We start from the raw sequence: 26,213 nt of genomic DNA on the forward strand, positions 1-26,213 counted from the left end.
TAATTCGAAATAAGTATTCCTCCATAATCGGGCGCGTTAATGTAAAAGGGACTACTTTTGAAATAGTCCCCCAAACCATTCCTATGGTCTTAAGTAATAGTAGTGTTTTTTGCAACAGCATACCACTGTTTAACATAAGAATGTTCCAAAAAATGAGGATAGTCTTTAATAGTTTTAAGAAACCACCTTAGTTTTCCATCCCAATTTTCTAATTTTCCAGGCGGATGCAAATACCAGCCTAGTTCACCTAAAGTAAAATTGGATTTGGCACTATTCCTTTTCATTGAAGTAGTCACCAAATTTTCCTTATCATTTGTTCCACCTAATGCAATTGGAATTATATGATCTACTGTAGGCACTAAATCCCAATAGGCCGGATGGCTTTCATTGTATTTCCAATTTGGATGAAAGGGAAATTCCTTAGGATAGATTTCTGATAATATTCTTAGTACAGGTGGAAATAATAGTTTCTCACCACTATAACGGTCTGTAAAACCATCCCTTACAAATATACTCAACATATAAGCTTTTGAATAATTTCTTTTTACATAATCAACCTTTTTAAAAGGATAGTTGATATTTATTAGTTTTGCCCCCGATGTTTTCTCCCCTGATTCAAGTAGCTCACAAACTCTTGCAATAATATCTGCTTTATCCATGATTGGTGCTCCTTTTGTTAACTCATTATTTCTCTTATGTTTCCTATTTTAAAGCAAGGACCATTATTATCGAACCCATTTGTCTCTTGAATAATGTGGTTTTTCGCATTCAAAAATAAATAATTTTATTTGATAACTGCACAATTTGGGTACACCCTGTACAAACAAATAGGAATCCAGTAAAACCAGGGTATTCACGTGTTCAAACAGACTTGTTCATTAAGTAGGAGGAAGGAAGATGATTTTTGGGTACGCCAGAGTAAGTTCCAAAGATCAAAATTTGTCTCGGCAGATAAAAGAGTTGGAGGAATTTGGCTGCGAGCGTATTTATCAGGAAAAACAATCCGGAAAAGACTTAAAACGACCTGTTTATTATGAAATGCGATCCAAAATGCGTTTCGGTGATGTACTGGTCGTTCATGACCTAAGTCGTTTTGACCGGAACAAAGAAGACATTCGAAATGAATGGAAGTCCTTAACGGACGAAGAAATAGATATCGTTGTAATAAATATGCCAATTCTTGACACCCGAAGGTATAAAGATCTTGAGGGAGTAGGTCAGTTGGTATCGGATATTGTACTTACTTTGCTGTCCTGGATGGTAGATGAGGAACGAGAACGAATAAGAGCTGCACAGCGTGAGGGGATTGAAATTGCTAAAGATCAAGGGAAATTTGAAGGTGGAAAGAAACGTTACCATGCAGGTGCCACAGGAAAAGACAAAGTGATCTATGACCGAGTGGTACATTATTAAAAACAGGAAAGAGTGTTATGGATATACATAGGGAAGTAGGAATATCAAGAAATACTATTTATAGTATTAAAAGAAACTTAAAAGAGTAATTAGAAAATAGTTCCCTATAATAACACTAAAAACACATGTTACGTGGAATTTTCAATGTCTGCTCTCATTATACTTCGTGGTCTCTTTTTGTGTCGACAAATTTAACTTATAATGGGATATAAGTACTGGGATTTTAGAAGGGGGATTTTTATGATTAGTCAAAAGCTAAATAAAAATCAAAAACGAGCTGTGAAAACTACGGATGGTCCCCTCTTAATCATTGCGGGGCCTGGCTCAGGAAAAACTTTTACATTAGTAGAAAGAATCTACTATTTAATCACAGAGAAAAATGTGGAACCTGAAAATATATTAGTCTCTACTTTTACTGAAAAAACAGCAAAAGAACTAATGACCCGTGTATCGAATCGGTTGAATGAAGATAATATTCAATTTAATCTAAACGAAATGTATTTGGGAACGATTCATTCAATTTGTTTAAGGTTACTTGAAGAAAATCGTGAATTTACTAGATTAAAGAAGAACTTTATTTTAATGGACCAATTTGATCAACAATACTTCATTTATCAAAAATCCTACCAGTATGAGAAAATTACCGGTAGTGAATTAATTTTAGGAAATAGATCGAGATGGAAAAAAGCTGAGGAACTACTTAAGTGGATAAATAAAGTCAGTGAAGAAATGTTAAGTGTTGATGAATTGAAAAAGTCACCAGAACCACAAATACAAGCATTAGGTCAATGTTATGAGCTATATCAACAGCACTTAGAAGAAGAGAATGCTTTAGACTTTTCCACTATACAATTAGAAGCATCGCGCTTATTAAGAAATCATCCAGAAATACAAGAGTCATTAAATGAGAAGATTGATTATCTAATGATTGATGAGTATCAGGATACAAACACGATTCAGGAAGAAATAATATTTCTTCTAGCTGGTAAAAAAAATAACGTCTGTGTTGTGGGAGACGATGACCAAGGTTTATATCGTTTTAGAGGGGCAACTATTAGAAACATTTTGGAATTTCCAAAGAAATTTGAAGAGGAAAAATGCACGCAGATTGAGTTATCGGTAAACTATCGATCTCATCCATCTATAGTACAGTTCTATAACCAATGGATGGAACAGCAGAGTTGGCATTATGAAAATAAGTCTTTTAGATTTGATAAAAAAATTGTACCTGCCGAAAGAAGTTATTATGGACGTGAGGGAGTCATTAAAGCTTCTGGATCTGATGGAAGGAATGATTGGTATGAAGAGGTATACCAATTTCTAATTTCCATGAGGGAGAAAGGTGAACTCAAGGACTGGAATCAAATTGCCTTTTTATTTCGGTCTGTTCGAAACCCAAAAGTTGTAGGGTTAGCTAATTATTTAGAAGAAAGAGAGATTTCTGTCTACTCCCCAAGATCAAATATGTTTTTTGACAGGGAAGAAATAAGACTTTTAATTGGAGCCATCATGTTCTTATTTCCTCAGCTACCTGAGGTCAGAAAATGGAATGAGAATGCCTATTTAGAAGAATGGGAAATGTACGACCAATGCTTTCTTGAGTTTACAAATGAGCTTAGGAAACCTGAAAATGCAAAGTTACTCAAATGGGCTAGAAAAAAAGCCAAAGCACATTATAACTTAGCAGAGAATACTGATTACGCTTTTGCTGGTCTCTTTTATCAATTGCTTCAGTTTAATTTATTTAATAAATATTTAGAGTCAGAAACGAGTTATATTATTGATAGTAGACCAGTTAGAAACCTTTCATTATTTTCACAGCTATTAACAAAGTTTGAATATTTACACCGTGTGTCAGTGTTTACACCTAAAAATATAAACCAGCTACTTCGAGCGTTCTTTAACCAATATCTTCGGTTTCTAATAAATGGAGGGATTAATGAATATGAAGATGATTCTGAATACGCTCCTAGTGGTTGTGTTTCTTTTCTAACCATTCATCAATCTAAAGGACTTGAATTTCCCATTGTCATTGTGGGTTCACTAGAGTCGACCCCTAGAAAACAATACTCAGACCTGGACGAGGTGTTACAAGAAAATTATTATCATAAAAATCCTTTTGAACCTCTAAATAGAACAAAATATTATGATTTTTGGAGGTTGTATTACACTGCATTTTCACGAGCTCAAAATTTATTAGTACTAAGCTGTCAAGAAAATAAAGCTAGTGGTCAAGGGACAAGAAATGTACCATCAAAAAGTTTTGTAGACTCGTATACGCCTCTTAAAAGTTGGAGACATGTAGATGACATATATAAATTAGAAATTGATGAAATAAAAGACGTGAATATTAAAAAGGAATACTCTTTTACGTCTCATATAAATGTATTTGAAACTTGTGCCCTTCAATACAAGTTTTATAAAGAACTAGATTTTTCTCCTGTGCGGCACGGTGCCACCTTGTTCGGTACGTTGGTTCATCAAACAATTGAGGATATTCATAAGGCAGCGATACGTGGTGAAGAAGGAAAAATAACAAAAGAAAGGATTGATGAATGGTTTTATGCTAATTATAACAACTTAATTAAAAAAGAAAGGGTACACCTAGCTCCAACAACAAAAGAAGCGGCATTGTCCCAAGTGAAACATTATGTTGAACGCCAGAATAACGATTGGTCGCATATAAAGGATGCGGAAGTCGATGTTTCTCTAGTAAAGGATGAATATGTCCTTAAAGGAACAATTGATTTAATTAAAGGTCAAGATAATACAGTTGATATTATTGACTTCAAGTCTGAAAAAAAGCCTGACTTAGTAAAAGAACAGGACACAATCTATCATTATAAGCGTCAACTAGAGATTTATGCTCACTTAGTAGAGGAAAGGACCGGACAACAAGTAAACAACATGCATTTGTATTACACAGGTGAAGATAATAGCAATCCTTATGTTACCTTTCCGAAAGATGGTAAATCAATTGATCACACGATTTCTAAATTTGATAGAATTGTAGAGCGAATCGAAGAAAAGGACTATTCAATAGAGAAACGACCCGTAAAGCAATGTCAGAACTGCGATATGCGTTTTTACTGTAACCAGAAATTTAAGGAATAGGATGATAAGAATGGATGAAATTAATTCCCAACAGTCAGGTAGTCTGGAAGTTGAAAAGCACGAATTTGAACCCATAAAAGGTTATCCAATGTTAGGTTGGAAAGGTAAGCGTCCTTTTCGTTCGACACAGTACTATCCTGCACAATTAAAGGAAACACACGGTGAGCCTGTAGATGGTTGGCTTAATAAGATACTTTGGGGGGACAATTTACAGGTAATGAGTCACCTTTTGAAAGAATATAGAGGCAAGGTTAATTTGGTTTATATTGATCCTCCATTTGACTCCAAAGCTGATTATAGAAAGACTGTTAGGATAAAAGGTACTGATACAGAGTCTTCCTATAATGTTTTCGAGGAAAAGCAATATACTGATATATGGACTAACGATGAATACTTGCAGTTTATTTACGAACGTTTGATTTTAATTAAAGAGCTTTTATCTTCAAACGGCTCTATTTATCTTCATTGCGACTATCATAAAAGCCACTTGCTACGGTGTTTGATGGATGAAATATTTGGACCTCAAAACTTTATAAATGAAATCATTTGGAAAAGGAGAGGGGGAGCGTTAAATAATTCAAAGTCATTTGGTACTATTACAGACACAATTTTTATTTATAGTAAAACTGATAAATATACTTTTAACCCTATACGCACAAAGGAATCTGAGGAAGCTAAAAAATATATAGAAGAAAGGTTTGTCTATAGAGACGAAGACGGAAGGTTGTACAGTAGGGATCCGGTGACAAATCCTTCTTCGAATCCCTCTCCAAGTCTAGTTTATGAGTACAAAGGATATAAGTCTCCTGCAAAAGGCTGGGCTTTTGCAATTGAAACTATGAGGAAATGGGACAAGGAAGGCAGGCTTTATTTTCCTAGCGATAAAAGCAAAAGAATTAGAAGAAAAACTTTTTTAGATGAATATGAGGGTCAGCCTGTTCAAAATTTATGGACTGATATTCATGTTATAAATTCTCAAGCCAATGAATATTTGGACTATCCTACGCAAAAACCAGAATCCTTAATTGAGCGTATTATTAAGACATCAAGTAATGAAGGAGATTTGGTTTTTGATTGTTTTATGGGCTCTGGTACCACTCAAGCAGTAGCTCTAAAATTAGGACGACGTTTTATCGGTTCAGATATAAACTTAGGGGCAGTTCAAACAACCACAAAAAGACTTATATCAGTACTAAAAGATAATAATTATAAACTTCCAGGTTTTGAAGTGTATAACGTCAATAATTATGAAGTGTTTAGAAATCCAGTACAGGCAAAAGAATTATTGGTTGACGCACTAGAAATACAACCACTTACTAGTAATGGTTTATATGATGGAGAAAAAGACGGTAGAATGGTAAAAATAATGCCAGTAAATCGAATTGCTACCAAAGCAGACCTAAATGAATTAATTACGAACTTTGACTATAAATTATTTGAAAAACGGCAACAAGAACATCCTACCCAGCCTGTTGAAAAGCTGTTGCTCGTATGTATGGGCCACGAGCCCGATTTAGCTGCAACATTAGAACAAGAAACGGGATACAAGCTTGACGTTGAAGTTGTTGATATATTGAGGGACAAGTCTAATTTGGAGTTTAGACGTGATTCAGAGGCTGACATTACTATTGATAATGGGAAGTTAAATATAAACAATTTTTACCCGATGAACTTATTACAAAAACTGAGTATTATGAAAGAAAATGTAGATAATTGGAAAGAATTAGTTGAATCAATTATGATTGATTGGAATTACGATGGTGCCGTATTAGAGCCTGCGGTGGTTGATATCCCTGAGAAGGATGGACTGGTTAAAGGTGTTTATGATGTCCCTGAGGATGCAGGAACCATAAGAGTTAAGATAACTGATTTACTGTCAGAAACACTAGAGGTGAGTATGGAAAATGGCTAAAAAGAATAATTTCGCTCTAGAATTTGCTTTCTTCACTTTTTTACAGCAATTTTATCTTGAAAATAAAGGGGCTATTCGTAAACACTATAGGAAACTTACACAGAAGTTTCTTGATTTTAATGATCCTTCTAACCCTGATGCTTTTTTACGTGCCCCGCAATTTGAAGCATTAGAAATGTATGTCTTCTTAAAAGAGTATTTAAACAATGAAAAAGTATATCAAATATTTGATGATTGGTACCATAAAAAAAATGGTTTTGAAAAGAGAGCTGATTTTGGTTTTGTAAAAGGCGAGCAAATGACTTTATTTGGGATTGAAGAAGAACAATACAAAGCTGTTTTTGCTCGTATGAAGAAACATACAGGAGAATTTGCTCAAGAATATCCAAACTACATTTTTGCCTTAACAATGGGCACAGGAAAAACAATTTTAATGGCGACATGTATTTTTTATGAATTTCTTTTAGCAAATAAGTTCCCTAAAGACAAAAAATATTGTCATAATGCATTGGTATTTGCACCAGATAAAACAGTACTCCAATCACTAAAAGAAATTCAATCCTTTTATCGAAGTAAAGTGGTACCACCAGAATATTTAAATTTGCTTAATGCTCATTTGAAAATTCATTTTCTTGAGGACACTACCACTACTTTAAATACAATTGACCGATCTAAGTTCAATATCATCATATCTAATACACAAAAAATCATATTGAAACGACAACGTAAGGAAAAGAATGGGGTTGATAAGCTATTTAATCCCCCTTCTTTTGGTCAAGATAGTGTATATAATGAAGCCCTTGATCTTTATGGGTTTGATGAACCTGAAGACGAAGGAGAGTTACTCGAAAATCAGCGCTTTTTAAAACTAACAAGACTTGAACAGTTAGGAATATATGTAGATGAAGCTCACCATGCTTTTGGAAACGCGTTGGCAAAAGATATGGGATTAAAGAAAGCGAAAACAAGCCTAAGACTTACCATTAACGAACTTTCTAAATCATTAGAGGGATCGGGAACAAAAGTAGTAGGGTGTTACAATTTCACAGGTACTCCGTACGCTGGAAAGGAAATATTTCCTGAAGTTGTGTATGCTTACGGGTTAAAGGCAGCAATTGATAATAAGTACCTGAAAGAAGTAACGGTCAATGGCTATTCAAATACAAAAACAAAGGAATTTGTTCGAATAGCAATTAAAGATTTTTGGGAGAAGTATGGGGAAAATAGACGGGAAGGAATGTTACCCAAACTAGCTATTTTCGGGAGTAAAATAGAAGAAGTACAAAATGAGCTAAAACCAGCAGTGGAACAAGTATTACAAGAGCTCAATTTGTCAAAAGAAAAGATCTTAGTTAATGTTGGTGACTCAAAATTAACTACCAATGATGATATACGTGAATTTAACCGCCTTGATACCTCTGGATCGGAAAAGCAAATTGTATTACTCGTCAACAAAGGGAGAGAAGGTTGGAATTGTCGGTCTTTATTTGGAGTAGCGTTATATAGGAAACCAAGATCTAAAATATTTGTATTACAAGCAACCATGAGATGCTTAAGGTCAATAGGATCAATACAAGAAACAGCTAATGTTTATCTTTCTGAAGAAAATATGAATATTCTACATAACGAGTTGCAAGAAAACTTTAGAGTAAGTGTAGAAGATTTGAAGAATAAAAGTGAAAACAAGCCTTATAAAGTGAAGACAGTACTACCGCCTATAAAAGTAAATGTGAACAGAAAGAAGAAGCTGCACATGCTAAAAGAAAAACAAATCTCTGAAACCATTGATTTTGAATTTGAAAAAGTTGACTTGGAAAAATACAAATTAGTTCATATAGAACAACAAGGCTTAGTGAAGTATAATAATCTCAGTGAAAAAAGTGAAGACTTAACAGAACAGAGAGAAACTAGAGAGTTTAGTCAATTAACTCTGGTAGCAGAGATCGCGCGTTATTTAAACCACCCGTGCATCGAGATAGACAAAATATTAAGAAGCGCCAAACAGAGTATTAAAGAAATTTTGTCGTATGTAAATAAATATAATGAATTATTATATGATTGGATAATACCACGCCTATTTAACGAAATGTACGACATAGAAAGCTATGATAAAGTTGAGAAGCAAGAAATTGCCCTGGTAAAGGAACCGGATAAGGGATATTACGAGGTTTCTGCAAATCCTGACTTAGTTGTTGAAGTAAATGATGAAAATTTTGAAGATGTAATGGATAGATCATTCCATTTAGATACGTATTGTTTTGACTCAAAACCAGAGAAGAAGTTCTTTGAAGATATTGCAAAAAGTGAAGAAATAAGAAATATATACTTTACTGGAATGCTTACTCACGGTCAATCAGAGTTCTTTATTCAATATATCGATCCGGAATCAAATACAGTCAGAAGTTATTACCCAGACTTTTTAATCAGAAAAACAGATGGGAAATGGCTAATTATAGAAGTCAAAGGTGATAATAAAATCGAAGATCCAATTGTACAAGCCAAGGAAAAAGCAGCAAAAGAAACAGCTATTGCTAGTGAAATGAATTATACTATTATCGCTGGTAGTGAAGTGATGAATGGTAAATCAAGTGAAATACTAGAGAAGGGGAAGTAATTATCCTAGATATAGGCTTATATGGTAGCCTATATCTATTTTTTTGTTGATTGTTATTTAGTTGAAGGAGATTCACAAGCAAATTTAAAGAATTTTTGCTAAAATGAAATTATAGTTAAAAGAGGTGAAATTTGTGAGTGGCTATGAGGAATACTTAAGTGAATCACTTTCTAAACTTCGAACGGTGATAGACGATAGTGGATCAAGGCCTATTTTGTTTGTGGGATCGGGAATGTCAATTCGATATTTAGATGCACCAAATTGGATTGGATTGTTGGAAGAACTGATTCATAAAAATCCTAATATTACCCTACCTATTGGTTTTTATGCTCAAGACACTGGGAGTGATCTACCAGAAGTTGCTTCTAGAATTATTGATGAGTACCGTACATATGCCTGGCACGAATATAAAAAAGGTATTTACCCTGACGATTTATATGATCCTACATATGATAAAAGTATATTTTTAAAATATACTATAAAAAAGATATTTGATGAACTCATTTCTGAATTTGATATTAATACAAATATGTATCAATCAGAATTGTTAGCTTTAAAGGATTTGAATCCTCACGCAATAATAACAACTAATTACGACCAACTTTTAGAGAAAATATTCCCTGAATATAAAGTAGTTGTTGGACAACAAGTAATTTTAAACAGCGAATCAACTAATATAGGCCATCTTTTAAAAATACATGGTTGTACTACTAAACCTGAGGAAATTATTATCTCAAGTCAAGATTATAAAAAGTTTAGTGAGGAACAAAAATATTTGTCAGCTAAATTATTAACATACTTTATGGAACATCCAATTGTGTTTCTTGGATATTCAATAAGAGATAATAATATTCAAAAGATCTTATCAGACATCTCTAGGATTGTTAGTAGAACTTCTGATGACATTGTAGATAATATATGGTTTGTAGAATGGAAAAAAGATGAAATTAATATAGATTCACGGCCTCCAAGAGATAAGACAATTCCATTAGGAAATGACAAAAGCATTCGAGTAAATTATATATTACTTAATTCATATGAAGAACTCTATAAAAGCCTTTATCAAAACAACGCTTCTGGAGTGGATGTTCTAAATCAATTACAAAAGAATGTCTACAACATTGTGAAAAGCAAATCAGTCACGGATTTGGAAGTAGATCTGTTAAATATTAATAGAATTACAAATGAGGACATTTTAGCACAGTCTCTTGGGTTCCGATCTACTTCTCAGTCAGTTGATGCTGAAAGGATTGCATTAATGGGAGTTGGAAACGTTGGAAGTGCTGAACAGCTTTTAACTCGTTATCCTATGCGGATTTCTGAAATGGCTCAGAAATTAGGTTACAAATCTTGGTATCAAACAAATGAGGCCATCAAGACAATTTATACAGAAACAGGTTTTAATATGAAGGAGTCTAACAATAGATACCACGTTGATATTGGAAAAAAGCAATCAGAACACAGATATTCTAATGAAGCGCTTGACTTAATAAGAAAAGTTTTAAATGACGAAGATTATACAGTCATTATCAATGATGACGATGATGATGGCATTACGGTTACTAAAGAAAAGACACTACACAAAAACTAAATACAGTATTGAAGTTCATCCAAATGTCTTATAAATAACATTAATTTTATACCCGTTCAACCGTAGGAGTGAAAGTGTCTATAACAAAGGTTGAAAAAAATAAGGGAGATTTTAGATGTTTAGTGAAATGGAAGATGAAAATAACTTTACAATCGAAATTAAAGATGCCAAAGTAGTATTTACACAAGGAACGGACAATTTTGAAGAAATATTATCAACATCTACTAGGAATAAACATTTGTATTTAACCACTTTTAATTATGGGCTCCCTGAAAACTACGATAGTTGGATTAAGAAAGATATTGAATACATAAATGAAATTATTGTTGTTTTTAATAATCGAGAAAAAAATGTTGACAACTTGATAAGAAGGTCTTTAAGAAAAAATCCGTACATTCAATTTTTTTATAATGAGGTTAATCACTCAAAGGTTATTAGCAATGGATCATCCCTTTATATTGGAAGTGCTAATCTAACTGATTTCTCGAAAGATAACTTTGAGGCAGGGGTTATAGTAAAAGATGTAGATAAGATTAAACAAATAGAAGATCGAGTTTTTAAAAATGCTCATTTAAAATATGAGCCGATATTTACGGATCCGGTATCCCCTCTTATTGTACCTTTTCTTTTAATTTATAGAGAGGTGGAAAAAGAGTTTAAATATATCAAACATTTATTAAATGACATTAAACGTATTGAAGGGTTGTCAGAAGAAGATATACCAGACGATGGAGATGAGTTGTGTACTTACATAAGTAAATATATAGAAATTTTTAGGTTGGCAAAGGATGATTTAATTAGTTATGCCACTGAAAAGACAGAGGAGTACTTTGTAATACAAAATCTACTCGAAGAAATTGAGGACAAACTAAACTATGTTAAAAATAAGCAGCCTATTGGTTCTTCTACAATTAGTTTATTGGAATTCTTAGAAGATTATTATAATGCTTTAGATAAATATAAAGAACATTTTTGGAGGATTAACACTTTTGATAGCGATGTTACACTTTTAGAAGAACAAATATATTTTAAGGAAGTGGAGAACATTTTTCAAAGATTAAACCACTTACGAATAAAGTGGATATCTTTAATTAAGTCAAATACCTATATAAAATACAGGAATTCTAAAAGCCCCATTATTTTTTGGTTAGAATTCCCAAGTCAAGCTAAAAAGTACTGGCAATACTTTTTACGTTAGTATGTTTAGGATTAGTGCCTGAAAAGAGTATTCACGAGATTTAAACATGAATACTGCGAGTAGCTGCACTGTCCAAAAAATGCTACTTATTTATTATCTAAATACCGGTAAAATGTAGCACGGCTTATTCCTGCGGCATCCAATATCTCTTGAATACTATATTCCTTACTATCATACATCTTAAAGGCCAATTCAAGCTTGGATTGGTCTTTTCTTGGTCTTCCGCCTTTTCTCCCCCGAGCTCTGGCTGCATCTAATCCAGATTTTGTTCTTTCTGAAATTATGTCACGTTCAAATTGGGCAAGGCCACTGAAAATCGTAAAGACGAGTTTTCCCATTGCTGTTGTTGTGTCGATATTTTCATTAATGGATACAAAGTTGATTCCTTTTTCTTGAAAGTCATTGATCAAGTCCACTAAGTGCTTTGTACTGCGGCCGATCCGATCGAGTTTGTAAACGACGACAGTATCTCCTTCGCGGAGATACTTGAGCATTTCATTAAACGCCGGTCGGTCTTTCTTCGTCCCCGTAATTTTTTCGGAAAAGATGTTTTTCTCTTCCACTCCATATTTCTTTAACTCATCAAACTGCATATGTAGATTTTGATCCTTCGTACTGACTCGAGCATAGCCAAATAACATTTTTGTAACTCCCTTTTGATTTTCGTTTCTTTCATGTTATCAAAAAGGATAAAATAAGTACATATTGTAACTTTGTTTTTGAGATAACTTTTGAAACTTGAGTTTTACCCAAAAACCGGGAATTTTTAAGAGTTTCAAATGAGCATATACCTTGTCTCAAAAACGAACGTTTATTGAATTCATGAGGTAGAAATAATCTTCTTCTTGTTAGGGGAGAAACTACGAGTAAAGCAATTTAGTCCCACGTTAACAATAACAAAAATGTTACGACAAATAGCTCTCAAATTAAAACGCCATTTAATCCTGAAATACTTTACAGGATAAGAGCATTAAAAAGTAGAAAGATAGTAGAGGCATACATAGGAGGAAGTAAGAAAATGATCATTGAACAACGTTTTCATCAAATAAAAGCCGTGGATAGCAGTGACTTAGAGATCGAGTTAAAGGGTCTTATTGAGCAATACTCTGAAAATGAAGAACTTTTCCCATTGTTAAAGCAGGTAATTAAAACAAGGGACAAGGATTATCTCGCTATACTTGACTTACACCATAAAAGTAGAGAAAAAGGTTAATTTTTCAACATTAAACTTTGCACTCAAAGGCGCACAGGGTAGAGGATTGTTGTTAAATTCGAATTGTTTTTCTACGGTTTGTTCGGGGATCGACCCCTCACAAACCGATGTAAGCAAAGCGCAGCAATGCTTCCATTCGCTTCGATGATGATTCCATCATCTTTGCGATCATCCCGTGAGTCTCATTCCTTCTTTGTTCTCTCCATTATAATTGTTTCCTCATGATTCCAGTAAAGGGTCTGCAAAAGATCAAGAGAATGTAAGAAATCCAAGTTGGCTAACTAGGAGTAAAAAAGCAAAAAACGCTTTTCAACTCCTAGTAAGTCATTGGGTTTTCTAACATTCTCTAACTCTTTTTTGATACTTTCGTATTCGCCTAACGGCTCACCCTTGACTTCCATTTTCGGAAAAATTTCTTCGTTGTCAAACAAAGAAAGGAGTTGTTTCCGAAATGGAAAATATTTATGAAGTACAGCGAATTAAACAGGTGAAAACGGAGATGGAAATTAAGGAGAATAGTATACGTATGCCCGAGAATGCAGCTGATATTGCCAGATCGTTCATAGGCGATGATGACAGAGAAGTACTATTAGTTCTATGCTTAAATACCAAAAATAAGGTGGTTGCTGTTCATCGAGCACATGTTGGATCATTAAACGCAAGTGTGGTACATCCAAGGGAAGTTCTGAAAGCTGCTATACTTAATAATGCTGCTTCGATCATCATCGCTCATCAGCATCCAAGTGGAGATGTAACACCAAGTAGAGAAGATATTCAAGTTGCCGACAGAATGAAGGAAGCAGGAAGAATTGTAGGAATTGAGCTGCTAGATGCATTAGTTGTAGCAGATAATTCTTCATTCACCAGCTTAAAAGAACAGGGAGATCTGTAAAGGGGGAGGAATCCCTCTTTTTATCGGTGTTCATTTTTTCTAACTTGCGTATAAAAAAATGAAAAAGAAAAAAGACAATTATGTCATCAATAAGCTGTCAGAAGAAGAGTTCGATCTTCCAGAATAGGGCCATATTGTTTAACAATGCTCGTAAGGCAAATGGATTTTTTATGTTAGGATAAATGGAGATTGTGAAGAGATGTACTTAAAGTAACGGAGCAGGTTAGTTGAAGACTCAGTTTCGAGATAATGGGTAAGTAGTCAAGCCTTAGGATAAGAGGCGTGTAATAAAAAAAGTCACCAATAAAGGTAACTCTTTTAAATAAAACCAATGGGTGAGAAATAAACAGAACTAATCAATAAATAATGATAATATTTCATAATTTTTATTGAGTTACTTTTACTGCAACTTCCCTTTACATTCTATTAGTATTTCGTCTTCGACGTTGTTATCAGATATCAAATAAGCTCTTTCATGTAAATTGCAAACAGGACAAATATGGTTAGGGATAATCTCTATTTTATCACCTATGTTTACTTCATTGCGGAAAGAGGTGTTATTTATAATGGCATGCTCGTCAAAAACACCATCAACATAAACATTATTGAATTGTTTAATTCGGCCAAATCCTTCAGTTTTTGTAAGTCCCTTATTTCTAGTTTGAGCCGTAATTCCTTTGGCTCCCACATCTGAAATAACTCTCTCTGTAGTAGGTTTGCTTATAATAGTAGTAAGTACTGAGGCGGCGCAACGTTCATAATTATTAATAACATTAGCTTGGGAGGCGTCCATAAGAATATAAGTTCCTGGCCTAATCTCGGTTACCCCTTTTGGAATATCAAACTCTAACATGAATGGTGGAGTGGAACCAATACTAATATTCTCAGCCTTCATATCCATCTCCTCCGCTAACTTTGCATAATGCATCGTGGTCCTTACACTCTCCATGTAACTTTCTTTGCATTCCTCAACAGTCTCTGCTTTATAAGAATGTCCATCATGGGAGAAAAGACCTTTGTATTCAATATTTTTGCATCTTTTAAGAGTATTTAATACATTCACGAATTGTTGCTCACTTGTTATGCCAGAACGTTTCTCTCCTACTTCGATTTCTATAAGGACTTGAGCTTTTTTTCGTGCGTTTTCGAAGACTTCCTCAATCTCTTTAACTTGGTATTCATTATCAATCCCAAAAGAAATATTAATCGTTTCAGATAATAACTTAATTCGGTTGATTTTTGTTTTCCCGACGATTTCATTCGCAATAAATATATCCTTTAATCCTCTTTTTGCCATTACTTCGGCTTCTCCTACCTTGGCAACAGTAATCCCATTTGCCCCGATTTCTTCTTGTAATTTAGCTAATTTAGGCATTTTATGGGTTTTCGTGTGTGGGCGTAAGTTTACATTATATTTGTTGGCATACTCTTGCATAGAACGAAGGTTATCTAACATTATTTTCTTATCAATTAGCAGGGCTGGAGTTTCAAGCTCGTACATATTCATTTAATCTATTCCTCCTATAAAAATATAGACACAGTACCCTTTACAAGCTCACTTATATAAAAAAATATACATAAGTCTAAATACAGGGTGTGTTATATAATATTTTATATGTTACAATGAAAAAGTCAATTCGAATTTATATGCGACTTCCAATAATTAAACAGAAGAAGCACTTATACGATCAAAAAGTAGGATATATTTTTTATCGGAAATTATACATGGGATGAGAGGTAGAGAGAGATGGAAGAGAAAAAGCAAATATTGGAGAGGTACATTCCTTTAGCTAAATCTACGGCTAAAATGTTTGGAGAACATTGTGAAATTGTTATTCACGATTTAACAAACCCCCAATCATCTGTCATATTCACAATAAATAGTCATGTAACGGGTAGAGAAGTTGGTCAATCCTTTGATCATCTCGTGACAACGGTATTACGATCGAAAGACTTTAAAGAAGATTATCTGGCCGGTTATACATTTGTTACAGAAGATAAGCGCACGATTCGCTCTTCAACAACGTTAATTCGCGATTTCAATCAGAAAGTGATCGGTGCTTTCTGTATTAATTTCGATGTGGAAGCATTACTTCAAATGCAACAGTTTATGAAAACATTTCTTCCAACACCAGATCTAGTAGAAGAGAAAGAAGAGAAAGAAGAGAAAGAAGAGAAAGAAGAGAAAGAAGAGAAACCAAGTCCTGAGATTAAAAATGTAGAGGAGATCGTTGATGGTTTAATTAATCAAATCATTCAAAATAGTGCTCATCCAGCTATGAAACGCCATGAAAAGATTGAATTGATTCGATTTGTGGATAAAAAAGGGATTTTTTCAATGAAGGGATCTATCGATAAAGTTGCAGCTTTATTAGGCATATCAAAGGTCACTGTTTATAGCTATTTAGATGAAATTAAAAATAAATCAAGGTAAGGATAAAATAAACTGGTTCGTACTGTGTTACCCACAAATAAATTACATTTTGGATTTAAAATAGAAGTTGATTCCATCTATATATATATATAAATTTTTGAATGGAGTATAAAAAAAATCTATTATATATAAATAGCTAAGGGTTTGATAAAGGATGGAACAATATATTTGTAATTATTGTGGAAAAAAGTATGCTATTACGTCCGTTATATGGAAATGTACGTGTGTCGGTTTATTAAATTTGGAGAAAGGCTCCTAAAATAAATGTGGAATCATGGAATCGCTATTGCTGCCTACGCTGCACGTTGTAATATTGCTTGCGATATTTATCTAAGAGATGAAACGTCCTCAAGAAAATTGCCAAATGAATGGTGCCACAATTAAACAAATCCAGGGAACTCGGGAAGGTTTGAAAGCAGCTGACCAACAAGCGGTAGCAGAAGGGATAGCTATAGCAGCACCAGCGCTTGTATCAGCTATACCCTAGGATAAAAGAGCAGCTAGAGTATGAAAGCTGCAGGAGGGATAACGATGAAAAGTAAGCCAACCATTAAAATAATTGCAACTGGTGGAACGATTGCGGGAGCTGGCTCTTCAAATACAATAACCACTGGATATAAACCTGGTGCCTTAACCATTGAAGAACTATTAGAGGTAACACCGGACCTAAACAACTTTTCCAATATAGAAGTAGAACAGTTGTTTAATATTGATAGTGTGGATATGACAACAGAATGTTTATTGACGTTGAGTAGATACATTAATGACACATTGTTAGATGAAGAAGTAGATGGTGTTGTAATCACACATGGAACAGACACACTGGAAGAAACAGCTTATTTTTTACACTTAGTGATTAAAAGCCATAAACCAGTTGTAATTGTCGGGGCAGTTAGGCCAGCAACAGCCATTAGTGCAGACGGTCCGTTAAATCTCTATAATGGTGTGAAAGTGGCTTGTGAGCGCCAGTCACATGGTAAAGGTGTACTGGTTGTCCTAAATGACAGAGTTGGTTCTGCACGGTACATAGGGAAAATGAATACTACAACGGTCGATTCGTTTAAAGCTCTTGAACAGGGGTATATAGGTGCAATTGTAGGAGGAGAAGTACACTTCTTTTATAAAGATATTACCAGGCTTCATACAGTGGATTCGATTTTCGACGTAGAATCAATTGTCGAATTGCCTAAAGTTCCAATTATATATACTCATCTAGGAGACGATCGACATTTATATGACGCAGCCGTTCAGGTAGGTTCTAAAGGTATTATAGTGGCTACTGCTGGGGGTTATACCATATCTAAACAAGCAGAGCAGGGGATTCAAGATGCTTTGAAAAAAGATGTGGTAATCATAAGGTCCTCACGATTAAGTACGGGAATTGTTAGCCGAACAAATATCGATAATGAACAGGATTATATTGCAGCTGACTCGTTCAACCCTCAGAAAGCCCGGATTCTTCTTATGCTTGCATTAAATGTTACTAATGATAAAGATGAAATACAACATTTATTTCAAAAGTATTAAAGGGTGAATTTAACAGGGATTTCATGATTATTTTGGTGTTAATTATGGAGTTATTAAAGGAGAAGTATTTTTATGAAAACAGAAAAAGAAAAGCTCGTAGTAATTATGGTTGATCATCCTTTTAAAGGATTGGCTTTATTGGTGAATTTTCAACTGTACAACGGAGTATGGGAATGAAGGGTCCAGGTTTCCAGAAACCATCCCGTCAATACTCCTGCATGCGTTAAGACGAACAGTATATAAAAAGTTATATGTATTGACTTTTTATATAAAAAAGTATATGATTAGGTAGACTTAAATAAATTGAGGTAGTTAGAGATGGAAGAAAGTAAGAAAATATTAGAGAATTTTTTCCCTTTAGCAAATCTACTGCAAAATGTTTGGATTAAACTGGGAAGTCGTTACTCATGATTTGATGAACCCACAAAGCTCTGTAATGTAAGGCATTTTTTTAATGAAAGGATTGGTTGAATGAAATCAAACAGAAATCAAGTTAAGGAGAATCAAATGAAAAGCATCTCTGAAGTTGGAAATTTAAAATCAAATGGACACTATGCATTAGCAACAGTTCATCAGAACATTGTCTATGTATCAGGACAATTTTCCATTAATCCAGAAACACGTGAAAAGAAATTTGGTACCATCGAAGAAGAAACAATACAAGCACTTAAAAATGTGGAAATAATTATAGAAGCAGCAGGAAGTAAAAAAGAGCAAATTTTACGTATGACATTATATATTCCGGATGTGAAATTTTGGGGTAAAGTTGATGCTGTTTATAAAGAGTTTTTCGGTGAACATATACCGGCTCGCACCATTGTACCAACGAATGAATTGCATTTTGGTTTCAAAATTGAAATGGACGCGATTGCTTATATATAAATCATTTTTTTATCCTTTTTGTATAAAAAATTATATTTTATATAGAAATTTCTTTGAAGGGTTTGATAAATAATGGAACAATTTATATGTAACAGTTGTGGGAAAATGCATGATATTACACCAACCCGATGGAAATGCGAATGTGGTGGCGTATTAAACATCGTAAAAGATACCCCAAAAGTTGATATTGATGCTTGGAGTAACTATCCAAACTCATTATGGCGTTATTTTGAAACCATGCCATTCGCAAAAGATTCAAAGACATGGAAATCTGTGACCATGGGGGAAGGTCAATCCCCTTTAATCGTTGTAGATCCTATGGAGTCAAATACGCATGTAAAAGTTGATTATATGATGCCTACATTATCCTTTAAAGATCGAGGAGCCGTTGTTTTGATGATAAAAGCAAAAGAATTAGGGGTATCAAAAGTAATTGCTGACAGCAGTGGTAATGCAGGAACAGCTTATGCAGCTTATGCAGCACGTTGTAATATTGCCTGTGATATATATCTAAGTGATGAAACTTCACCTAAAAAAATCGCTCAAATAAAAGCTCATGGAGCAACGATTAAAGAGATTCGTGGTACACGAGAGGACATTGCAGCTGCTGCACAAAAAGCAGTAGACGAAGAAAATGTTTTTTACGCAAGTCATGTGTATAATCCCTATTTTTATGAAGGAACGAAAACATATGCCTATGAAATTTATGAACAATTAAATGGTGCGCCTGATACTTTAATTATCCCGGTTGGAAACGGTACGCTTCTCCTAGGTGCGTACTATGGCTTTAAAGAATTATTTGAAAATGGATTAATAGATAAACAACCGAAAATCGTTGCCATTCAAGCGGAGAACTGTGCACCTCTTGTGAAAGCTTACCAAACCGGGGAGGAAGTAGCACAACCTGTTACGAAAAGAGGTACTTTAGCGGAAGGGATAGCTATTGCTGCCCCAGCGCGTTCCAAACAAATTTTAGAAGCTGTACGTAATACCAATGGTACCTTTATTGATATTGAAGAAGATGAGATTCTGCGTGCACGAGCCAAACTTAGTGAGAAAGGATTTTATGTGGAAGTGACATCAGCAGTAAACTATGCTGGTTATCTCAAGTATAAAAAGGTACCAGAAGAAAAAATCATTATACCTCTTTGTGGTGCAGGTATTAAATCAAAATAAAAACTAAGTCGGATCCCCAATTAACAAGAGGGAAAGGATTTGATACTTTTGGCCCTTTAGGTTCATTTATTGTAACAAGTATAAATCTAACTAATTTAAGAATTGTTACAACTTTAAATGGACAAGTTGTACAAGATGGTAATACAAATGATATGTCATTTTCAATACTTTCTCTCATCAGTTGGATTTCACAGGTTATGATACTTGAGGCAGGTGATGTTCTGACTACAGGTTCACGTTCTAGAAGTTGTTCAATGAAATCAGGAGACCCGTGATAGTTGAAGTAGAGCATATACGTGAACTTTGTAACTATGTAAAGTGACTTTATATCAACGAAGCTTAAATAATGAAAGTGTAATATGTAAAACGATCTATTTAATATATGGTTTTTATACGGGGGTGAACAGTGGGAGATAACTTCGACCCACCCCTTTTCAATGAATATACAGAATAATAATTTATTAAATTTCTAATAGGCATTGAGAGACGAGGAGTTATCATGATTGTTGTTAATATAAGACAATCTAACCACTAGTTTGAATGGAAGCGCTTTCTGTAAAATATAAAATACAAATTTAATGGGGAGGTTATTTTGAAATCGGAAAGACTTTCAAATCATTAATGCGTTATTTTTGGGAATAATTATGAAATTATTGCTAAAAGTTGTTAAAACCATTTTTTATGGAAAGTGTTGGGTTATAGTAGGCGGAACGTAAAATGTTGGCGATACCCTTATTGCAGCTTAAGGAAGATGTGATTTTGATTACTACAATTTATAGAGGAGGGAATTTTGTTGGGTAAAATAAAAAATATCGGAATCTTGCCACAGATTTTAATTGCTTTTGTAACCGCTATCATTTTCGGGGTGATTTTTGGCCCCAGCATTAGTGTTGTTCAACCTTTGGGGGATCTGTTCCTGCGGCTTATTGAGTTTATTATTGTACCCTTGATCTTATCCACCCTTGTAGTTGGGGTTGCAAGCATCGGAGACATGAAAACTTTGAGTAGAATTGGCGGGAAAACATTTGTTTATTATATTATTACCACTGCTTTTGCCGTAAGCATAGGTCTGGCCGCTGCCATTCTGTTCAAACCGGGCGAGGGCGTTGACACTTCCATAGCCGTATCCGGTAAAACACCTGAGCCGAATGAAACCGGAGGCGTTATTAATGTTTTATTAAATATCATTCCGACTAATCCAGTTGCAGCTTTATCAAATGGAGACATTTTGCAAATTATATTCTTTGCGCTATTTTTGGGCGTGGGCATTGCAATGGTCGGGGAAAAGGCAGAACCTGTATATCGTTTTTTTGATGGATTTGCCGAGATTATGTACAAAATCACCTGGGTTGTGATGAAGCTTGTTCCAATCGGGGTTTTCGGTTTACTAGCACCTATTATCGGGAGTAATGGTCTATCAATTTTGCTTCCTTTGTTAGAATTGATTGTGGTAGTTGCAGTTAGCTGTATTGTACATGCAGGGGTGACGTATTCCATATCGGTCAGAATACTTGGAAAAATGAACCCTCTTAAGTTTTTCAAAGGAATATTGCCAGCCAGTCTTGTGGCCTTCAGTACACAAAGTAGTTCGGGGACATTACCGGTAACGATAAAAAGCTCTGAAGATAATTTAGGTATAAAAAAGAAGGTATCAAGTTTTGTTTTGCCCTTAGGTGCTACCATTAATATGGATGGAACGTCACTTTATATAAGTGTAGCTACAGTGTTTGCTGCTCAGGCATACGGGGTCGATTTGTCTTTCAGCCAGATCTTGATGGTTGTTCTGATCGCAACCTTAGGCTCAATCGGGACAGCCGGAGTACCGGGAGCCGGTTTAATCATGTTAACGTGGACATTATCTACTGTTGGTTTACCTCTGGAAGCCATCGCATTAATTGCGGGGGTTGACCGTTTTATGGATATGTTCCGGACTTCGACGAATGTTACCGGTGATGCTGCAGCAGCTCTTTTCGTCAACACCACTGAAGATAAAGCCGATAGCAAAGCCGATAGAAATCTTGATTCTGCACAATCTTTTACGGGGTAAATCGCAAATGAAAATTTCTAATCAACAGTATAGGAAATGACTGAAGGAATGGTACAAGAGGTACTTTAACAGTTCAGAAAAAAAGGGTTGGTGTAATTACTGCAGTCAATCCTCATATAGGTTATGAAAGTGCAGCTTGCGAGAGGCTATCCTAACTGGAAAATAAGTTAGAAGAGAATTACTTAACTGTTTATTATCAGAAGAGGAGATTGAATGCATACTTGATCCGTATGAAATGACTAATCTAGGGATTTCTGGTACAAGATTAGTAGCTAATCGTGGGAAAACTGTAAATGGAGCTGATGTATGGTAATGCAGGTATTACAAAAAACACAGAAAATAGTTCGTTATCAGAATCATACTGGTAAAATATATTACGGAATTGTTGAGGATAATGAAATTTTACAATTGTCCAGTAATTTTACTGATATTGTAAAAAACGAATTAAAATTTGAAGGTGTAAGGCTTAAATACAGCGATGTGAGAATATTAGAGCCAGTATCTCCCTCAAAAGTTATTAATTTCGGCTGGACATATGCTGAACATGCAAAGGAGACTGGGGGAAACGCTTATCTCAAGGAACCATTTCTGTTTTTAAAGCCGACATCTTCCTTGATTCCAAATGAGGCGGAAGTCATTCTTCCTTCTAGTGATTTAACAAAACAAGTGGAAATGGAGGGTGAAGTCGCACTTGTTATTGGGAAACGTGGGAAAAATATAAAAGAAGAAGAAGCAATGGATTATATTTTTGGCTGTACCATTTTTAACGATATTACTGCAAGAGATCTTACGAAAACAGACCCTCAATTCACACGCGGAAAAGGCTTTGATACTTTTGGCCCAATGGGGCCGTGGATTGTAACTGGTTTAGATCCAACAAATTTAAGAATAGTCACAACTTTAAATGGCAAAGTTGTTCAGGAAGGTAATACTAATCAGATGTCATTTTCAATTCCTTTCCTTATCAGCTGGGTTTCTCAGATTATGACCCTAGAACCGGGTGATGTTCTAGCAACTGGTTCATCTTCAGGAAGTTGTCCAATGAATTCAGGTGACATGGTTCTTGTGGACGTAGAGTATATTGGTAAGTTACGTAACTATGTAAAATAACAAGTAAAAAACGATTAGAATGATCAACAAAATAGCAAGCAGAACTAGAACTAAAGAAAACGGTCTTGGAATATCACCATGCATCGAAAGATGAGAGTATTTAGATATTCTCGAAAAAAGGCTGTCTTTGGGATAAGTATTAAAATAGGGGTTGTGGCTGAGAAAGAACAACTAATATAAAAGAGTTATTTTTACACAGAACAACGATACTGTGAAAAATTATCTAACTAAGAGACGATTACTTTCTAAGTGATCGTCTCTTCATATTGTATGTGCCCACTATGTACATTACCTCTAGGGTTCAATTTCCGAAAGGCGAAGGTCGTTGTAGCCGCTAGTCGAAGGCAAGGGTACAGGGCTACCTGGAATCTGAAGGAAGCTGTAGACAAACATTCGTCCTAAGGAACACGGACCTTATAATAGGCTGACTTTCCGAGGAAACAGGTTCTAGCGCTTTCGACAAGAGGCATAAGAATGACCCATGGATTTGATTATCTTGAAATTGAGTCTTCAAGTAAAGGGGGGCTTATATGGAATGTTAGTCGTAACGAAAGGGTTTTTTGATTGTTAAAAAAAGTGATATTTTTGGTTTGTATAGCGATGGTTGTGTTAGTACTTGGAATGGTGGTAACTACACCATCCGAATCAGCCTTTAATAAATGGGTATCCGAAAAACACAATATAAAGTGTGAAGCAGATGGAAGTTGTTTTAATGGAAAAGTCAAATAAGGTTTAGTTCCTCTCATTTTAAAAGCGCCGGACTATTTGCTTCGCAGGAACAAAAATTTGAAGATCCTGATGGAGGAGAAACAATAGTTAGAACTTTAGGTGTGTTCGGTCAGTTAATTGAGATGGAGAACAGCAAACTATGGGAGGTCCTCAATTAGGTTTTATCTAACTGAGATAGGAATTTATCTCGAATTCAAGTCTTCAACAAACGGGGGCGAATATTGAATAAGGAGTTGTCGAATGCGACAGCTCTTATTGTGTTAAGAGCAGAAGAGTTGAAGAAGAAAAATATATAAAATATTGTTAAAATTTTAATTCGGCACAGGAGGGAATTATGATTGATAATATAGAACTGACACGATTTACATTAGTAGATGTTATTGAAAGGAAAATACATTTCACAAGAACAAATACTATATTCGATAAAACAGACTTTAAAGATAATGATGAAGGTGAAATGCTAGCTTATAATGAAATGTTGGTAGATGTTAAAGAAATGAAGGAAAATGAATTTGTAAACAAGTACCTAAATATAATAAAAAAACTTGCAGTACAGTTTGAAGACGAAGAATTCAATGATAAAAGGGAAGTAGAAAAAAAGTCAGGATACAATAATGCGATTATATCCATCTTGAAGTGTATTAACCCAATTTATGAGTATGACTTAGAAGATTAGTCATATCGTCTTATTGCACTAACGGGGGCAATAGTTGAAGAAGCCTTGGATTACCCTAAACATTTCTTGTTCTATAAACGGGCGCGTTTATTTAATAAGTCGTCCTTTTTTATGCTGCTATTGGATAAATTTTAAAGTAGTAAGACGACTTTCCACCAGTTGATAACAATTCTTTAATTGTTTAAATTCTTTTTCCTTCAGATTTTTCATATGGCAGATTTTATTTCGGATTGGAGTCAGTTGATAAAGTTGTTTTCGTTCCATTTCCGTGAAAAATTTCTGCAAGGGAGGGTATTTAGCGAAGTAAGGGATCAATTCGTGATAGTAGCAAGTCGCAAATGCATGCTTTTCCTGGGTTCGATGTTCCCAGGCAGTGCCGTAGGCAGCTAATAATTCAGCGGCTATCGTCTTGCGGAGGCTTGTCTCAATGGCATATAGGTATTGATAGGATTGGGTCATCAAAGAAAGAGTGTTCAATTATAATCACCGTCTTTTCTGAGGAATGGTTCGAAGTAAAGGGAAGGGTATGTGGAACAGATTATAGTAGTCTTAACAACCAGTATAGATGAAATTTGATCACTTTTGTAGTTGATTATATGGGGTTGAATCATGTTCTAAATAGTTTATCAATCTGCTGTGGGGTTTATATAAGGACTTTTAAAAAAAGAGACAGAAAATGCAGGGTAAGGCATGTTGAGAGGATGAGTGAATGTGCTGACACTTGAGGAATATATCGCTAGAAGGAAAAGAGAAGATCGTCTTAACGAATTTGATATTGATTCTAGAATGGATGATATGAAAACCTGTGTAAACTACGTCTTTGACTATTTCAATCAACATTTGGATGAATGGAGTATGAATGAGCAAACTGTTTTAAATAGTGAACGGTTACAAAAGTTCAAGAAACAATTAGGTCATTATGATCCTGATATCCAAGAATGGTTAGTCAATATTTATGATGAGTATGATAAACAGCTTAATCGTTCCATTATCAACTTCTTAAAGAAAGATGAGTTATTTCTCCTTTACCATACGGATAGTGAATTTAGAAATATCTCCTATGACTGCTATTCAGCGCTAATAAAGAAAAATCCTTTTTTAAAAGGTCAAACGGAGATGTTATTCAGGTTCATTAAGGGTTTTCACGACAAAGTTAGCGATGATATCAATGATGTGTATATAACGGAAGACGTAAACCAGTGGGTCGAAAGAACATGGATGAAATATAAAGTTAATATGTTTGCATTTGCTTCCAACTGGGTAAATCGCTTTTTTGATAATGAAAGTTTATGGCCAGTAAAACATAAAAGGAAGACCAATGAAAGTGGGAGAAAATATGAGTATGATATAAAACAAAAAAGTAATTTATTTAATATGAACCTGTTTTATAAGAAGGTATCCAATAAACCTTTTATAAAAGGAAAAAAACAGTTCATTGAAATATTACTGATGTGGTTTTGGTTGCAAGAGATCGATGACTCACAGAAAGAATACTGGGAAGAATATCTGGAGAAATCATTATCATAGCTGATTTGCCTGCATTGAATACTGCACTTAATTTGTACCAGCCCTGCAATCTTTTGTACCACTCCTTGCCGAGCTTTTTACCACCTTATGCAGAGTCGTTTACCAACCTCCTGTATACTGAATGAGCGTGCCCCTTTTTGGCATTACATTTGTTTACA

General features: G+C 34.7%; 22 protein-coding genes and 1 pseudogene. 20 read left to right on the forward strand and 3 right to left on the reverse strand.

Annotation, left to right across the window (positions count from 1 at the left end; translation table 11 throughout):
- Nucleotides 1-89: 89 nt before the first annotated feature.
- Nucleotides 90-659, reverse strand: coding sequence for an HNH endonuclease (locus CEF16_RS02265; protein WP_091587680.1), 570 nt, complete (start codon nucleotides 657-659; stop codon nucleotides 90-92).
- A gap of 238 nt (nucleotides 660-897) precedes the next feature.
- Here CEF16_RS02265 and CEF16_RS02270 point away from each other — a divergent pair, with 238 nt between their 5' ends.
- From CEF16_RS02270 to CEF16_RS02295, 7 genes are all read left to right on the forward strand, one after another.
- On the forward strand, nucleotides 898-1,413 hold the full coding sequence (locus CEF16_RS02270) for a recombinase family protein (protein ID WP_245917740.1): 516 nt from the start codon (nucleotides 898-900) through the stop codon (nucleotides 1,411-1,413).
- A gap of 17 nt (nucleotides 1,414-1,430) precedes the next feature.
- Complete coding sequence (locus CEF16_RS24210) at nucleotides 1,431-1,502, forward strand: hypothetical protein (protein ID WP_245917963.1); 72 nt, start codon at nucleotides 1,431-1,433, stop codon at nucleotides 1,500-1,502.
- A gap of 151 nt (nucleotides 1,503-1,653) precedes the next feature.
- Nucleotides 1,654-4,527, forward strand: coding sequence for an ATP-dependent helicase (locus CEF16_RS02275; RefSeq protein ID WP_091587682.1), 2,874 nt, complete (start codon nucleotides 1,654-1,656; stop codon nucleotides 4,525-4,527).
- 10 nt (nucleotides 4,528-4,537) lie between these two features.
- Complete coding sequence (locus CEF16_RS02280) at nucleotides 4,538-6,439, forward strand: site-specific DNA-methyltransferase (RefSeq protein WP_211295841.1); 1,902 nt, start codon at nucleotides 4,538-4,540, stop codon at nucleotides 6,437-6,439.
- A complete protein-coding gene (locus tag CEF16_RS02285) occupies nucleotides 6,432-9,053 on the forward strand; it encodes a TnsA endonuclease N-terminal domain-containing protein (protein WP_091587683.1) in 2,622 nt (873 codons plus the stop codon). The genes CEF16_RS02280 and CEF16_RS02285 overlap by 8 nt, the downstream gene beginning before the upstream one ends.
- A 133-nt stretch (nucleotides 9,054-9,186) precedes the next feature.
- Nucleotides 9,187-10,644 carry an SIR2 family protein gene (locus tag CEF16_RS02290; protein ID WP_091587685.1) on the forward strand — a complete coding sequence of 486 codons (1,458 nt, stop codon included), beginning with the start codon at nucleotides 9,187-9,189 and terminating at the stop codon, nucleotides 10,642-10,644.
- Between the two features lie 115 nt (nucleotides 10,645-10,759).
- Entirely contained in the window at nucleotides 10,760-11,842 is a 1,083-nt protein-coding gene (locus tag CEF16_RS02295) for a phospholipase D-like domain-containing protein (RefSeq protein ID WP_091587686.1), read from the forward strand.
- An 86-nt stretch (nucleotides 11,843-11,928) separates the two neighbouring features.
- Here the strand turns inward: CEF16_RS02295 and CEF16_RS02300 are convergent, their stop codons facing one another.
- Entirely contained in the window at nucleotides 11,929-12,483 is a 555-nt protein-coding gene (locus CEF16_RS02300) for a recombinase family protein (RefSeq protein ID WP_091587688.1), read from the reverse strand.
- Between the two features lie 377 nt (nucleotides 12,484-12,860).
- Here CEF16_RS02300 and CEF16_RS02305 point away from each other — a divergent pair, with 377 nt between their 5' ends.
- Together CEF16_RS02305 and CEF16_RS02310 are read left to right on the forward strand one after the other, a co-directional pair.
- The gene (locus CEF16_RS02305; RefSeq protein ID WP_091587690.1) at nucleotides 12,861-13,055 is read left to right on the forward strand and encodes a hypothetical protein; all 195 of its coding nucleotides are present in this window, start codon (nucleotides 12,861-12,863) and stop codon (nucleotides 13,053-13,055) included.
- A gap of 451 nt (nucleotides 13,056-13,506) precedes the next feature.
- Entirely contained in the window at nucleotides 13,507-13,947 is a 441-nt protein-coding gene (locus CEF16_RS02310; RefSeq protein ID WP_091587692.1) for a JAB domain-containing protein, read from the forward strand.
- 400 nt (nucleotides 13,948-14,347) lie between these two features.
- On the opposite strand, the gene CEF16_RS02315 is transcribed toward CEF16_RS02310, so the two are convergent.
- On the reverse strand, nucleotides 14,348-15,454 hold the full coding sequence (locus tag CEF16_RS02315; protein WP_091587693.1) for an alanine racemase: 1,107 nt from the start codon (nucleotides 15,452-15,454) through the stop codon (nucleotides 14,348-14,350).
- A gap of 240 nt (nucleotides 15,455-15,694) precedes the next feature.
- Between CEF16_RS02315 and CEF16_RS02320 the strand changes: the two genes are divergently transcribed.
- From CEF16_RS02320 to CEF16_RS02370, 11 genes and pseudogenes are all read left to right on the forward strand, one after another.
- Nucleotides 15,695-16,381 (forward strand): helix-turn-helix transcriptional regulator, encoded by a 687-nt coding sequence (locus tag CEF16_RS02320; protein WP_091587696.1) that lies wholly within the window; start codon nucleotides 15,695-15,697, stop codon nucleotides 16,379-16,381.
- A 364-nt stretch (nucleotides 16,382-16,745) separates the two neighbouring features.
- Nucleotides 16,746-16,868 carry a hypothetical protein gene (locus CEF16_RS24725; protein ID WP_281259139.1) on the forward strand — a complete coding sequence of 41 codons (123 nt, stop codon included), beginning with the start codon at nucleotides 16,746-16,748 and terminating at the stop codon, nucleotides 16,866-16,868.
- 44 nt (nucleotides 16,869-16,912) lie between these two features.
- Nucleotides 16,913-17,908 (forward strand): type II asparaginase, encoded by a 996-nt coding sequence (locus CEF16_RS02330; protein WP_091587697.1) that lies wholly within the window; start codon nucleotides 16,913-16,915, stop codon nucleotides 17,906-17,908.
- A gap of 507 nt (nucleotides 17,909-18,415) precedes the next feature.
- Nucleotides 18,416-18,790, forward strand: coding sequence for a RidA family protein (locus CEF16_RS02335; RefSeq protein WP_091587699.1), 375 nt, complete (start codon nucleotides 18,416-18,418; stop codon nucleotides 18,788-18,790).
- 72 nt (nucleotides 18,791-18,862) lie between these two features.
- Nucleotides 18,863-19,966, forward strand: a complete 1,104-nt coding sequence (locus CEF16_RS02340; protein WP_091587700.1) for a threonine synthase — start codon at nucleotides 18,863-18,865, stop codon at nucleotides 19,964-19,966.
- 68 nt (nucleotides 19,967-20,034) lie between these two features.
- Nucleotides 20,035-20,241: a fumarylacetoacetate hydrolase family protein gene (locus CEF16_RS24215; protein ID WP_245917964.1), complete on the forward strand. Its 207-nt coding sequence runs from the start codon at nucleotides 20,035-20,037 to the stop codon at nucleotides 20,239-20,241.
- A gap of 515 nt (nucleotides 20,242-20,756) precedes the next feature.
- On the forward strand, nucleotides 20,757-22,013 hold the full coding sequence (locus CEF16_RS02350; RefSeq protein ID WP_091587702.1) for a dicarboxylate/amino acid:cation symporter: 1,257 nt from the start codon (nucleotides 20,757-20,759) through the stop codon (nucleotides 22,011-22,013).
- A gap of 77 nt (nucleotides 22,014-22,090) precedes the next feature.
- Nucleotides 22,091-22,326: pseudogene (locus tag CEF16_RS24220) on the forward strand (hypothetical protein); the annotation flags it as partial.
- Nucleotides 22,320-23,123: a fumarylacetoacetate hydrolase family protein gene (locus CEF16_RS02355; RefSeq protein WP_245917741.1), complete on the forward strand. Its 804-nt coding sequence runs from the start codon at nucleotides 22,320-22,322 to the stop codon at nucleotides 23,121-23,123. The pseudogene CEF16_RS24220 and the gene CEF16_RS02355, both read left to right, overlap by 7 nt.
- A 1,063-nt stretch (nucleotides 23,124-24,186) precedes the next feature.
- Entirely contained in the window at nucleotides 24,187-24,528 is a 342-nt protein-coding gene (locus CEF16_RS02360; protein ID WP_091587703.1) for a hypothetical protein, read from the forward strand.
- A gap of 711 nt (nucleotides 24,529-25,239) precedes the next feature.
- Nucleotides 25,240-26,055: a hypothetical protein gene (locus CEF16_RS02370; protein WP_091587706.1), complete on the forward strand. Its 816-nt coding sequence runs from the start codon at nucleotides 25,240-25,242 to the stop codon at nucleotides 26,053-26,055.
- The last annotated feature ends 158 nt before the right edge of the window (nucleotides 26,056-26,213 follow it).

Source organism: Alteribacillus bidgolensis (assembly GCF_002886255.1).
Lineage (GTDB): Bacteria > Bacillota > Bacilli > Bacillales > Marinococcaceae > Alteribacillus > Alteribacillus bidgolensis.